This is a genomic window from Acinetobacter sp. SM34, assembly GCF_022012365.1.
Taxonomy (GTDB): Bacteria; Pseudomonadota; Gammaproteobacteria; order Pseudomonadales; family Moraxellaceae; genus Acinetobacter.
Genome location: NZ_JAKLTP010000001.1, coordinates 184,152 through 198,070, shown reverse-complemented (window position 1 = coordinate 198,070; position 13,919 = coordinate 184,152). Strand labels below are relative to the sequence as shown.

Here is a 13,919-nt window from a genome sequence, read left to right as displayed (position 1 = left end):
TTATTTTAGAAACTGCATCATTATAGAGTTTTATTAATTTTTTCTTGAATTTTTAACACTTACACCTCATATTTACTAAGACGATTTTTGATTCATAAATCAGATCATTTTTTTATTATAAGAGGATTTTCTCAATGATGCGGATTGGTTTGTTCTTGCTTACCAACCTCGCGGTACTGGTTGTAGCTGGCATTATTTTGTCACTCTTCGGTGTCGGTAGTTACCATGGCGCGGGTGGCTTAAATCTAGGCAACCTAATGGTCATCTGTTTTGTCTTTGGTATGGTTGGTTCTCTCATTTCCCTGTTCATGTCAAAATGGATGGCGAAAAAAACCACTGGCACAGAATTAATTGACCCGAATGCGCCTCGTAACCAAGCAGAAGCATGGTTATTACAAGAAGTTGCACAATTGTCGCAACGCGCTGGTATTAACATGCCAGAAGTGGGTATTTTCCCTTCTTATCAGTCCAATGCTTTTGCTACAGGCTGGAACAAAAACGACGCTTTAGTCGCCGTTTCAACGGGTTTACTCGAACGAATGAACAAAGACGAACTTCGTGCGGTACTTGCGCATGAAATTGGTCACGTTGCCAATGGCGATATGGTGACTCTTGCCTTGATTCAAGGTGTCGTCAATGCCTTTGTCATGTTCTTTGCTCGTGTAGTCGGTGACTTTATTGACCGTAACGTGTTTGGTCGTGAAGACGGCGAAGCACCGGGCCTGGCTTACTTTGGTATTACCATGGTACTGGATATTGTATTTGGTATTTTGGCATCTTCTATCGTCATGTGGTTCTCACGTCAGCGCGAATATCGTGCCGATGAAGCAGGCGCGCGTTTAGCCGGCAAGCAAGCGATGATTTCTGCATTATTGCGTTTACAGGCAGAATCAGAATTACCTGATCAAATGCCGAAAGAAATGAAAGCCTTTGCAATTGCAGAAGGTAAAGAACAAGGTTTTAGCCTGGCTGCTTTGTTCCAGACCCACCCTACCATTGAACAACGTGTGGCTGCATTACACCAGTTAAATTGTCCATAATCTGTTGAGATAAATGGAATATAAAAAGCCTCCGTCATGGAGGCTTTTTTTATGTGGCTGGATCTAATCTAAAAAATTGCTTAGATCAATTAATCACAGCCTATCTTTGATGAATACTTAAATTAAAACGTAAATATGCGATCCAAATGATATGTCAGCAAAACCATTTACAGCTAAATTCATAGCACTATCATCGATTGAGGTATACTCCCGCACGGCTTTAAACCTTCAAACCTTGCCACCATTGCCATAACCAACTGAACCCCAACCACATGGCAATGATTAATAAAATGATAAAAACAACACCGAACAGATCAGGAAGATGCAGCCAGATCCAGGCCACGACAGGATTCCGCCAAAAAGCAGAATATTGCTGCTTGTGCTCTAGACGTTCATGTAAAAAGGGATGGGTGACATGCGACTCACTGCGAATCTGATATTCCTCACGTATATGATCATGGACGATTGCCAGGGCCTTACGGCTAGGGCGAATAAACACATCAAATACAGTTCCCAGCACTGGAATAAAACCGACCACAGCATCCATCATGGCCAATCTCAACACCGGAGCCAGCTTGCTTTGTGGCACGCCAATTTGCTTGGCCTTATAGATGGCATAGCAAGTCAGTACAAATCCGGCAACATCTCCAGCCACTGGAATGGTACTTAAGGCAGCATCCGCCCCGACACCCTGCTTGGTAAATGGAATTCGAACCACCGAATCCATCATATTGGCAAACTTGGCTAAATCCCGTTCCAAACGTATGACTTCTTGCTGGCTGAGTTTTTTTGGTTGTTCGGACATCGCCTGTTCCCCAGACATAATTCTTCTAAATAATTGAGATTACATCATATCTGAGCAACTTGATGTGTATTGATGTAATGAGCAAGTGAGAGGAAACTACGAACTATGTACTACACAAATCCCTCAATATCCCACTTTTGCTTCAGAATATTGAGGGATTGAATTACATCAGATTATGCCAGTGGTTTGGCTTTAAACAGGGTACGAATCAGCACATACATAAAAGGAATAAAAATCAGCACCAAACAGGTCGCAAAGATCACGCCGCCTAAAACACTCACCCCGATTTCCTGACGGCTGGCTGCACCTGCACCAAAGGCAAATACCAGTGGAATCACCCCTGCACCAAAAGCCAGTGAAGTCATCAGAATCGGGCGTAAACGCAGAGTTGCCCCTTCCAGAGCAGCCTCAATCACACTGCGGCCTTGCTGCTCCGCAAGTGCGGCAAACTCGACAATTAAAATGGCATTTTTACAGGACAAGCCTATCGTGGTAAGCAAGGCAATCTGAAAATAAATGTCATTTGGAAAACCGGCAAAATAGCTGAACAGGATATTACCGCCAATCCCCAAAGGAATGGCACTTAATACTGCCGTAGGAATAGACCAGCTTTCATACAGTGCTGCTAAACACAGGAAAATAAATCCAATCGACAACACATACAACAATAAAGCCTGATTACTCGAGCGTTTTTCTTCATAGGATAAACCGCTCCATGCCACGTCTATCCCCGGGTGCTGTTCAACCAGCTGCTCAACATCACCCATTGCCACGCCCGAACTGATATCTTTGGCGGTATCCGCTTCCATTTGCAATGCGGTATAACCCATATAACGATTCACCACATCTGGCCCGCCACTCCAGCTGACACTGGCAAAATTGCTAAATGACACCATCTGATTTAAATCATTACGCACATACCAGTATTGCAGATCTTCAGGTTTAGAACGAAATTCGGCATCACCTTGCATCATCACCCGTTTAATCCGGCCGCGGTCGATAAAATCATTGATATAGCTGCCGCCCCATGCGCTCGCCAAGGTACTGTTTATGGCCGCTTGTGACAGGCCATTTGCCATCGCCAGTTTCTGGTCAATATTCACCTTCAATCCTGCTTTATCAGGATTCGAGCGTTTGTCCAGATTTTCAAAACTGCTGTATTGTTTTGCCTGCTGCTGCAATTGCTTAAACTGGCTATCCAGATAGGCACGACCTTGGCCATTGATGTCACGAATCCAAAAATCCAGTCCATCAGTTTGACCTAAACCACTGACCGAAGCGGGCATGGTCACATTAATTTGCGCATTCGGATTGTTTTTAAAATGTTTTAAGGCGCGTTCCCGAATCGCTTGGGCTGAATTTTCTTTTCCAGAACGCTCATCCCAAGGTTTTAAGGCAATGAAACCCTGACCTAAATTTTGTCCCGTTCCCGCTGCATTACGGCCATAACGCACCATCACCAGATTTACATTCTGTTTTTCATTGTTCAGAAAATATTGTCTAATCTGCTCACCAATTTCGGAACTTTTCGACATCGGTGCACCATCCACCAGTTTAAACTGCACATTTAAAATGCCCTGATCTTCACTCGGAATAAAACTGGTCGGCAAGGCCCGATAAAACAGCGCAAAAACACTGATCAGTGCAGCAAAAATGATAAGGTAAATCCCCTTATGCTGAAGGCTAAGATTGGATAATTTTAAATAACCATGTTTTAAATGATCCAGGTTGCGATTAAACCAGACTGCCCATCGGGCAGGCTGTGGATTGGGCTTTAAAACCAGCGCACATAAAGCTGGCGTTAATACCAGTGCCACAGCCAGAGATAAAGCCATGGCAGCGACCAAGGTAATCGAAAACTGGCGGTAAATCACCCCGGTTGAACCGCCAAAAAATGCCATGGGAATAAACACGGCCGTCAGTACCAGTGTAATCCCGACCAATGCCCCACTAATTTCCTGCATGGATTCAATCGATGCTTGCTGAGCCGTTAAATTTTTCTCATGCATCAACCGTTCAATATTCTCCACCACCACAATGGCATCATCCACCAGCAGCCCAATCGCCAGAACCAGGGCAAACAGGGTTAGCGTATTGATACTCAAGCCGAGCACATACAATATCGCCATTGTTCCTAGCAGTACCACAGGTACGGTAATTGCGGGAATAAGCGTTGCGCGCCAGTTTTGCAGAAACAGAAACATCACTGCAATCACCAGCAATACCGCTTCGAACAGGGTTTTCACCACTTCCTTAATCGATTCTTTTACAAAGGGCGTATTATCACGCGGATAAACCAGCTTATACCCTTCAGGAAGCTGCTTCGAAATCTGATCCACTTCAGCCTGAATTAGCGCTGAAGTTGCTAGGGCATTGGCACCGGAAGCCAGCGAAATGCCCATCCCGGCAGAAGGAAAACCGTTGATGGTATTCATGGATTGATAATTTTCTGCCCCCAGTTCTACTCTAGCGACATCTTTTAAATAGATAAAACTGCCATCACGCGCAGATTTGACAATGATATTTTCAAATTCCGGTACCGTTTTTAAACGTGAACCCGAAGTGACTTTGGCATTTAAATACTGGTCTGCGACTGTCGGCAGATCCCCTACCGCCCCTGCTGCGACTTGGGTATTTTGGGCTTCAACCGCAGCGCGGATATCACTCGGCATTAAACTGTATTGTTTTAATTTTAACGGGTTTAGCCAGATACGCATGGCATATTGCGAACCAAAAACATCGACTTCACCAATACCGTCTATGCGTGCCAGATCTTCTTCCAGATGGGTCTGCATATAATCGGACAAGGCAATGCTGTCACTTTTACCCGTGGCATCGTACAGGCCAATAACCATGTGCGTATCACCCAGTGACTTGAATACATTCACTCCCTGACGCTGCACCTCATCCGGTAAACGATTCAGTACCCCATTAATCGCATTTTGTACCTGAACTTGTGCCGTATCCGGATCGGTGCCATTTTCAAAACTGATGTTAATGCGGCTGCGGCCAGATGAATCACTGCTGGAACTAAAATAAAGTAGATGATCAATGCCTTTAATTTGCTGTTCCAGCACCTGGGTAACACTTTCTTCCACCGTTTCCGCCGAAGCGCCGTTATAGCTGGCACTTACACTAATACGTGGCGGGGCAATATCCGGAAAGCGCTCTACCGGTAAATTCAGCATCGCAAAAATACCAAAAGCCATCAAGATAATGGCTAAAACACCTGCAAAAATCGGTCGATGAATAAAAAATCTAGACAGCATATGTCCTGGTCACTTAAAGGGTGAGATATAAAAAATTCAACTCAATCATTGAATACTTAAAATGATTTATTTGATATTGATCATCAATGACAGAAGTATAAAAGCCAACCATATTTAACAGAAAAATGAGACTTTGCCTTAAATAAGGAGAAAATATGAAGGGAATTTTTATATTAAATCGTTATCTCTTGTGACGCTTGGCTCATGGCACATATTTTTAATGTTTTTATTTCAATATTTTAATTTATTTTTTGATTAATTTTAGATTAAGCAAAATCGAATATAATGGCTCAAATTAGTCAATGTTTGAGTGCAATGAACTCTTATTCCCCTTTTAAAGGCAAAACAGGTGTTAAGCGTGTATTCAATGCCACCCAGTATTCACTGGCTGGTTTTAAGGCAGCATTTATGCATGAAGCTGCTTTTCGTCAGATCGTATTCATTAATACCATTTTAATTCCAGTCAGCTTTTTTCTGGATGTCAGTGCCGTTGAACAAGCCCTCATGGTGGCTGTCTGTTTGCTGGCACTCATTGTGGAATTGTTCAATTCAGCCATTGAAGCCGTGGTCGACCGTATTTCATTAGAAAAACATCCGCTTTCAAAGAATGCCAAGGACATGGGCAGTGCAGCGCAGTTTGTTTCCCTCAGCATAATCTTTTTTGTTTGGCTGATTATTTTGATTCACTAGTTATTTTATGTCCTTAATCTAGGCGATTTAAAAGCACCTTAACGGGTGCTTTTTTTCATCTATTACCCAGAATTTTAAAGCATAAAAAAACCCTGCATGCGCAGGGTTTTTTTTTGAATCAATCGGGAGGATTAGCCACCGAATTGGTTCATTGTGTTTTTAGCATCATCGTGCGCTTTAAGAGCATTGTCACCAGAGAAGATTTCTTTGTGATCATCACCGATGTCAGAACCCGCCATTGCTTGGTGTTTAACACAAGCGATTGTACCGCGGATTTCTTTACGTTGAACGCCAGCAACATAAGCCAACATACCTTCAGAACCGAAGTAACCTTGAGCAAGTTCGTGAGTAGAAAGCGCAGCTGTATGGTAAGTCGGAAGTGTGATCAAGTGATGGAACACGCCCGCTTCACGAGAAGCATCTGCTTGGAATGTACGTACTTTTTCATCAGCATCAGCAGCTAATTCAGTAGCATCATACTCAGCGCTCATTAATTTAGCGCGGTCATAAGCAGAAACGTCTTTACCTTCAGCAACCCAACGATCGTAAGCTTGTTGACGGAAGTTTAAAGTCCAGTTGAATGATGGCGAGTTGTTATAAACAAGTTTCGCATTTGGAATCGTTTCTTTAACACGGTTAACCATGTGAGCGATTTCGTCAACGTTTGGCGTTGCAGTTTCGATCCAAAGAAGGTCAGCACCGTTTTGAAGGCTAGTTACACAGTCAAGTACAACGCGGTCGATTTGAGTGCCTTCACGGAACTGGTACAAACCAGACGCTAAACGTTTAGGACGGTGAAGTTTACCATCACGTTTGATTAGGATTTCGTCTTCTTGAGCTTCTGAAATGTCGATTTCAGTTGTGTCTAAGTAGCTAATGTATTGAGAAGCGATATCGCCTGGCTCTTTAACCACTGGGATTTTTTGAGTCAAGTCAGCGCCTTCAGAGTCAGTACGTGCAACGATGATACCGTCGTCAAGACCCATTTCCAAGAATGCATAGCGAAGAGCATGGATTTTCGCGATGAAGTCTTCGTGTGGAACTGTTACTTTACCAGCTTGGTGACCACATTGTTTCGCGTCAGATACTTGGTTTTCGATTTGTAGCGCACAAGCACCAGCTTCGATCATTTTCTTAGCAAGTAAGTAAGTCGCTTCTTCGTTACCGAAACCAGCGTCGATGTCTGCAATAATTGGCACAACGTGAGTTTGGAAACCGTCGATTTGAGCAGTGATTTCAGCAGCTTTAGCAGTATCACCAGCTTCGTTTGCTTTTTTAAGCGCACGGAACAAGTCGTTTAATTCTTTCGCATCAGCTTGACGTAAGAAAGTGTAGATTTCTTCGATTAATGCAGGAACAGAAGTTTTTTCGTGCATAGATTGGTCAGGAAGAGGACCGAATTCTGAACGAAGAGCAGCAACCATCCAACCAGAAAGGTAGATGTAGCGACGTTCAGTAGTACCGAAGTATTTTTTGTTCGCAATCATTTTTTGTTGTGCGATGAAACCGTGCCAGCAACCTAATGATTGAGTGTATTTGCTAGAGTCAGCATCATAAGCAGCCATATCACGACGCATAATCGCAGCTGTGTATTTCGCAATGTCTAAACCAGTTTTGAAACGGTTTTGGATTTGCATACGCGCAGCATCTTCAGGACTGATGTCTGCCCAAGTGTTGCCGAATTTCGCTTTTAATTCGCGGATTGCATCAATCGCTGTTTGGTATGTAGTCATGATATTCTACCCTGTATATAATTTTAGGATTTCATCAATCAAAGGACTAAATCTGCAAGATATTGATTTGTTCAGATTTAGAGCGCTTCGTTGCTATGGACACAGCTTAGATTGACTGAAAAAATTAATCCAATATCCTCCAGTAATTCTCAGTATTTATTTAAAAAATATGTAGATCAAAGTCGTATTATATTTATGTTTCAAAATTTTAAATTATTGTTTTAATTTAATTTATTTGAAATTAACAAAATAGCATTTCGCTTAAAAAATATTCCTTTTGCTGTTATTTTCTTCATTAGACTTAAGTCTTGCCTCGCAACAAAAATGCTTGACCCGTTATTTTTAAGCTTATTTTTGTACATTTTTATCCCCTATCTTCAAAATACATTTGTATTTTATTTCAGCTATTTTTGCTTTTTTCAGATCATTACAGCTGTACTTTTGCAGCATATTGAAAAACCTGACCAATTTTTTTTGGATTTAGTAGACTTTACTGTAATCATTCCTGCCCAAAGCCGTTCATTGAGTGATTTTTCTATAATAATCTCGGTATTATCCCGTTTCTTTTTTCATCAATATTCCTACACAAGCCTTGTCGCTTATGGCATAATCGAAATAATTTCATGAGTTTATTTTCGGTATTTCTTTTATGAATCTGGAGCGAGTCGATCTCAATCTATTAATATATCTTGATGTACTCCTTCGTGAAAAAAATGTAACGCGTGCGGCAGAACAATTGGGTGTAACTCAACCTGCCATGAGTAACATTCTGCGTCGTTTACGTAACTTATTTAATGATCCGCTATTAATCCGTTCTTCTGAAGGGATGACACCCACAGAACGTGCTTTGGAGTTACAACCGCGTATTCGAGATGCACTTTCTGATTTGTCGATGATTCTGGAACCGCGTACCGAATTCCGTCCTTATACCTCGAATCGCGTATTCCGAATTATGACTTCGGACTATGCAGAAGCGACTTTAGTACCGCGTTTGGTCAAAGCGTTACGCTCAGAAGCACCGAATGTGGTCCTCGACTTTTTAACTCCAAGTGATGTGTCCTACCGCGACATGGAACAGGGTAAAGTTGATCTGGCCATTAACCGCTTCAATGAAATTCCGCAAAGTTTCCACCAGGTTTTGGTATGGCGTGACAGTTTTTCTTGCTTACTCAATAATAAGCACCCTGCCAGCGCCAATCTCAACCTGAAAAGTTACCTCGATGCACAGCATATTTGGGTTTCTAAAACAGGTATGGGTGTGGGTTTTGGGGTCAATCCTGAAAAACAAGCCGGTCTGGGCTGGATTGATCAGGCTTTGGAACGTATCGGGCAAAAACGCAAGATTTCGGTCTTTACCCGTCACTATCAAATGCCAGGGCTATTGGCTGCCAATGTTGATCTGGTTGCAACTTTGCCCACACGTATTGCACGTTTGCAGGCTAAAAACCAGAACCTACTGATTAAAGACCCACCGTTCTATATTCCCGAGTTTGAATTGAAAATGGCATGGTGTCCTTTATTACATCACCATCCCGCACATCGCTGGTTACGTCAGCTGATTCTGTATGTGGCGCGTCAGATGATTGAAGAAGAAAATCGTGAGTTTTTAATGAATAATTCCCAATTTTCACACTATTAACAACGTTTTTTCTTAAATTCTTCTTTTTTAAGCTTATACTGTATTTATCTGGGTAGTAATTCCATTACTACCCACAGTTTTTTTGTGTTAAAAATATTCATAATAATGATGATCCACAGGTGGATTTGTGAGCCTCTTTCAAAATATCGTCATCATCGTCATCCTTATTGTCGGGGCAGGTTTTTTATCTTTAACTGAAATTGCCCTCGCAGGTGCACGTAAAGTTAAACTTAAAATACTTGCTGAATCGGGCGAAGAACGCGCTCAGAAAGTGTTAGATTTACAGGAAAATTCAGCAGACTTTTTCGCAGCATCGCAAATCGGCTTAAATGCCGTTGCCATTCTGGGCGGTATTCTGGGTGAAGGTGCCTTCCGTCCTTATTTCCTTGAACTTGTATCCGGCTTCTACCAAGGTCCTTGGACTGAAACAATTAGCTTTACCCTCTCATTCACCTTAGTCACTTCACTATTTATTTTATTTGCTGATTTAATGCCAAAACGTTTGGCCATGATTGCACCTGAAAAAATTGCAGTGTCGGTGATTAACCCGATTCAGATCTTTATTACCGTCTGCAAGCCTTTAGCCTGGTTTATCAATACGATTGCCAACCTGTTATTCCGCTTATTCAAGGTCAATACCACACGTGAAGACAATATCACCTTTGCTGATATCTCTGCCGTGATGGATGCCGGCGCACAAGCCGGCGTATTACAAAAACAGGAACATCATTTCATTGAAAACGTGTTTGAGCTTGAAGAACGTAATGTGCCTTCGAGTATGACCACACGTGAAAATGTGGTGTTCTTTACTTTAAAAGAATCTGAATCGAGTATTCGCCAAAAACTGGCTGAATATCCTTACTCCAAGTTTCTGGTTTGCAGTGAAAATATTGATGATGTGATTGGCTATGTAGATGCTAAAGATATCCTGGTGCGTATTCTGAATAACCAGTCTTTACTGCAACTCAATGAAAATACCATTCGTAATGTACTCACCATCCCCGATACTTTAACTTTATCCGAATTGCTGGATCGCTTCCGTTCTACCAAAGAAAAGTTCGCAGTGGTCATTAATGAATATGCCTTGGTGGTTGGTGTCATCACCCTGTCAGATATTATGATTACCGTGATGGGCGACTGGGTCACTCCGATTGAAGCTGATCAGCAAATTATTAAACGTGATAACAACTCTTGGCTGATTGATGGTAGTACCCCGATTGAGGATCTGAAACACGCCCTTGAAATCGATGAAATGCCGGATGAAGAAAATTATGAAACACTGGCAGGTTTTATGATGTACCGTCTACGCAAGATTCCACGTCCTGCCGACACCGTCATTTATGGCAACTATAAATTTGAAGTGGTTGATGTCGATCATTTTAAAATTGACCAACTTCTGGTTACGCGTCTTTTAAAAGAAACTGAATCTCATGACGACCTTAAAGGATCAGAGTAATCTGATTCTTTTCCTTTTAATTTAAAATAAATAAAACCATGAACTTTCCAATGACTGCCCTGCTTGCCTGCCTGAGTTTTTATTCAGGCCTTTACATGATCTATTATTTTTTCGCCCGGCAAACCCAGCCTTTAATTTTGATTCTTGCAATCGTATTGCTCATTTTGGCGTGCTGGATTACGCCTTATAGTTATGAACGAAAAAGAAAAAATTATGACTCAACCATGCGAATCGGTGAGTTATTCTGGTATCCCTTGATCAGCTGGTGGCGACTTTTTATTTGGCCTATCAGCATATTACTGGCATGGCTGTATCCATAAAGAATCGAATTAAGCGCCAAAAAAAGCACCCAAAGGTGCTTTTTAATTGTCTTTTTAAGACTAAGCGATTAAAGCATCTAAGACAGCTTGATAGTGAATGGTAATGTCTTCTTCCAGAATTTTATAAGCATTGTCAAACTGCACCATAGGCCAGCCTTCTTTCCAGAAAGGAAAAATATTATGCAGGTCATGAGTGACTACAGCATCTTCACGTACAATGGCTTGCGCAACTTGCGATAAAACCTGTGCCGTTTCGGCACCATCTATAGCTAAATAATCAATGCCACGTGCTTTTAAAATACGGATACGGTCTTTTTTATAACGAATTTTTTTGCTTTGCGCTTCGTTTAAATTCAGTGCCAAAGTCACAGCTTCAACAAACTTGTCTTCAAAGCTGGCATTTAAAGCCACCAATGCCTGTTTATGTGCTTCTTGACGACCAGCCTTACCGCCATTACGGATAATCTCTTTCGCTTCAGTATTCAGCTCATCGTCTTTCATGGACTGTAAAATGTCTAAAATTTCGATATCGCTTAAAGATTCAGGAGATTGATCAGTCATGAACTGTCCTTGGACAAAAATAAGAAAGGACTATTTTCGCATAATTCCAGATTGAATACAGGAATAAAATTACACTCCCGATATTGTTACTGGCTTGATAATTTAAAATATTGCTGCAAGCCTGTTTATTAGTGCAATATCTCCCACTCATTACGAACACATCAAATACCCATCTCTTCATGTGAAATAAGTAAAGACAAAATTTAAGTCTATATAGCGAACTGAAAATTTAGTTCAATTCAAACAACCGAATAAAGATTTATTTTGAGATGAAGGAAACAGTAAGTTGCAGGATATTTCTCTGTTAAATACTGTCAAATCCTTTATATTAGCCTTACTTTTTATGTTTCTTTAATCCTTATGATCAGCAATAAGCAAACTGCACTTTTTTTAAAACAACTTCGGGAACAATACCCTGCAGCGTTTAAAAGAAATTATTTGTTTTATAGCATGATCAAAACCAAAGGCATCTTAGACGAACTGAAAGAGCTGATTCCCTGGGTTCTGGCTGCGATGATTTTCATCTCTCTTTCAATGAGTTTAAGCCCTTATATTGCTAGCCAATTTCCTCAATTTAATGCTTTTCGCTCACAAGGAATTGCCGTTCTAGCCATTATGTTGCTGTTTATGCTCTACACTCCTGTGGTTATTAAACAAATTAAACATAGCTCGACTTCTTTATATCAGCAACTTCGCCATACTCCAGTTAAACTGGCAGTTGTAATTGTGCTACAAACAGTCAATATCGCCTATATTGAAAGTACAGTTTTACAAATCATTCTATTTTTCTTTGCCTTAAGTTTTGGCTTTGTTCGTTTTTACAAAGAAAATATGTTTCTTGAAGGGACTCAAAACGAGCAATATTTTTATCTGCAAGAAACCCGCCGCATCTGCTTTTGGGCCTATAAGCAAGTTTTAAAAATGCAGTTTAAAAGTCTATTCACCAGCAAGAACTCAACTGAGCGTCATACGCTGCGACAACAAGAAAAAAAGTTTATCGATCTGCATATACAGCTGATTCGTTATGAAAATGAACTGTGTAAAACCCACAAGCATGTCGATGTCGAAACCTATCTGGATAGTTTGATGTAGATTTTAAAAATAGCTTTGCTCATCTTTCAAATAAGCTCCTAACCACAAAAATTCGGTCAAAGCCCTATTTTACTGCGATAAGCACATGAATTGATTGAAAAGAAAGCAAATGCACGGAAAGACACTTGCCAAGTTTTATTTCGTCCACTATTATTGCGCACATGCCCGAGTGGTGAAATCGGTAGACACAGGGGATTTAAAATCCCCCGCCCACAAAGCGTGCCAGTTCGAGTCTGGCCTCGGGCACCATTTTAATACTTCTTAAAATGGTGCAATAAAAGACCCAGCGATAAGCTGGTTTTTTATGCCTGAATGATTAAGATAAATAGATTAAAAATATTCAAAAAATAAAAAAAGAATAAAAATGAAACGAATTAAACTATATACCCTGCTCCTGTTTATCCTGCTCTGTAGCTGCCTGTTTATATTGATCAGTGCAAACTTGACTCATGCGCTAGATGCTATTGAAAAACCACAAACCCAAAAGGTTTATGATTTGTTTTCTGGCACCATAAGCGAAAAACAAGGGCAACTCATTTTAAAGCACTGCACTTTAGCGAAATACCCTTATCCGCTGCATTTTAATCATCCTGAAGATGAAAAGCGAATCAGAAATTTGCTGCAACAAGACCCGAACTTTTGGCTTAATCTAAGAGCAAGTGCTTATTCTGAAAATAAGGAATATCACTTAATCGTAGATGGGATAGCAGAAATTTATCCTCAGGCAAGTTGCCATCTCACCGAACTATTGTCTAATCTAGATAAGCTTTAAATATATATACTAACCAATAGAGAGTGACTTACCACTCTCTATTAGACACCAATTCTTCCATTTCAATATCCATATAGCCCTGATCTTGCACCACCATCATCATGGCTTCAGCAATATAATCTGCGGCAGTATCATCTAAAGATGACTCAAGATCTTCAAACTGTGGCTTCATTTTATTAATTAAAACCACAGTTTCAGCAGCAAATTGATAAATCTCAGTTTCAGATAAATCAGTTTTGGCTAATTTTTTCGCAAACTGTTGAATAAGCTGCTTAACTTCAGCCACCAGAATATCGGGATAATATTCATCATCAAACATAGGGAGAAGTAAATCTTCAAACATACAAAACTCAAAAAAGACACGCATTAAAGCGAGCCTATATAACACAAAGAAACAAAATTACCAAACCCAACCATAAATACGGGGGATACCCTCCTTCATTTAATGCATTTGAACTTTGATATTCAGCATGATTCCTAGCCCTGCAAAGTAATGGTATTACTCATCTTGTCAACATCATGTGCCTGCACAATTCAAGCAC

Annotated in this window: 12 protein-coding genes and 1 tRNA gene; 8 read left to right on the top strand and 5 right to left on the bottom strand. The window is 40.8% G+C overall.

All coding sequences use genetic code 11. From position 1 onward, the window contains the following. Positions 1-134: 134 nt before the first annotated feature. A complete protein-coding gene (gene htpX, locus LZZ98_RS00925; protein WP_086176174.1) occupies positions 135-1,040 on the top strand; it encodes a protease HtpX in 906 nt (301 codons plus the stop codon). Positions 1,041-1,260: 220 nt separating this feature from the next. Here htpX and LZZ98_RS00920 read toward each other — a convergent pair whose 3' ends face one another. Then, positions 1,261-1,845: a DUF4112 domain-containing protein gene (locus tag LZZ98_RS00920; protein WP_237786257.1), complete on the bottom strand. Its 585-nt coding sequence runs from the start codon at positions 1,843-1,845 to the stop codon at positions 1,261-1,263. 173 nt (positions 1,846-2,018) lie between these two features. Continuing rightward, on the bottom strand, positions 2,019-5,114 hold the full coding sequence (locus tag LZZ98_RS00915; RefSeq protein WP_237786256.1) for a multidrug efflux RND transporter permease subunit: 3,096 nt from the start codon (positions 5,112-5,114) through the stop codon (positions 2,019-2,021). Between the two features lie 315 nt (positions 5,115-5,429). Here LZZ98_RS00915 and LZZ98_RS00910 point away from each other — a divergent pair, with 315 nt between their 5' ends. Continuing rightward, positions 5,430-5,804, top strand: a complete 375-nt coding sequence (locus LZZ98_RS00910; RefSeq protein WP_086176176.1) for a diacylglycerol kinase — start codon at positions 5,430-5,432, stop codon at positions 5,802-5,804. A 131-nt stretch (positions 5,805-5,935) separates the two neighbouring features. Here LZZ98_RS00910 and LZZ98_RS00905 read toward each other — a convergent pair whose 3' ends face one another. Next, a complete protein-coding gene (locus tag LZZ98_RS00905) occupies positions 5,936-7,537 on the bottom strand; it encodes an isocitrate lyase (protein ID WP_086176177.1) in 1,602 nt (533 codons plus the stop codon). Between the two features lie 649 nt (positions 7,538-8,186). Between LZZ98_RS00905 and LZZ98_RS00900 the strand changes: the two genes are divergently transcribed. The 3 genes from LZZ98_RS00900 (at position 8,187) to LZZ98_RS00890 (ending at position 10,952) form a co-directional block, all read left to right on the top strand. Beyond that, positions 8,187-9,176, top strand: a complete 990-nt coding sequence (locus LZZ98_RS00900; RefSeq protein ID WP_086176178.1) for a LysR family transcriptional regulator — start codon at positions 8,187-8,189, stop codon at positions 9,174-9,176. 127 nt (positions 9,177-9,303) lie between these two features. Further along, positions 9,304-10,632 (top strand): hemolysin family protein, encoded by a 1,329-nt coding sequence (locus LZZ98_RS00895; protein WP_086176179.1) that lies wholly within the window; start codon positions 9,304-9,306, stop codon positions 10,630-10,632. Between the two features lie 38 nt (positions 10,633-10,670). Beyond that, complete coding sequence (locus LZZ98_RS00890; protein ID WP_237786255.1) at positions 10,671-10,952, top strand: hypothetical protein; 282 nt, start codon at positions 10,671-10,673, stop codon at positions 10,950-10,952. A gap of 60 nt (positions 10,953-11,012) precedes the next feature. On the opposite strand, the gene LZZ98_RS00885 is transcribed toward LZZ98_RS00890, so the two are convergent. Next, positions 11,013-11,513 (bottom strand): hypothetical protein, encoded by a 501-nt coding sequence (locus LZZ98_RS00885; protein WP_237786254.1) that lies wholly within the window; start codon positions 11,511-11,513, stop codon positions 11,013-11,015. Positions 11,514-11,873: 360 nt separating this feature from the next. On the opposite strand from LZZ98_RS00885, the gene LZZ98_RS00880 reads away from it, so the two are divergent. From LZZ98_RS00880 to LZZ98_RS00870, 3 genes are all read left to right on the top strand, one after another. After that, a complete protein-coding gene (locus LZZ98_RS00880; RefSeq protein WP_237786253.1) occupies positions 11,874-12,605 on the top strand; it encodes a hypothetical protein in 732 nt (243 codons plus the stop codon). Positions 12,606-12,768: 163 nt separating this feature from the next. Beyond that, positions 12,769-12,854: transfer RNA gene (locus LZZ98_RS00875), tRNA-Leu, on the top strand. Positions 12,855-13,047: 193 nt separating this feature from the next. Further along, positions 13,048-13,377, top strand: coding sequence for a hypothetical protein (locus LZZ98_RS00870; protein WP_237786252.1), 330 nt, complete (start codon positions 13,048-13,050; stop codon positions 13,375-13,377). Between the two features lie 28 nt (positions 13,378-13,405). On the opposite strand, the gene LZZ98_RS00865 is transcribed toward LZZ98_RS00870, so the two are convergent. Continuing rightward, positions 13,406-13,720, bottom strand: a complete 315-nt coding sequence (locus LZZ98_RS00865; RefSeq protein ID WP_237786251.1) for a DUF5713 family protein — start codon at positions 13,718-13,720, stop codon at positions 13,406-13,408. Between the last annotated feature and the right edge of the window lie 199 nt (positions 13,721-13,919).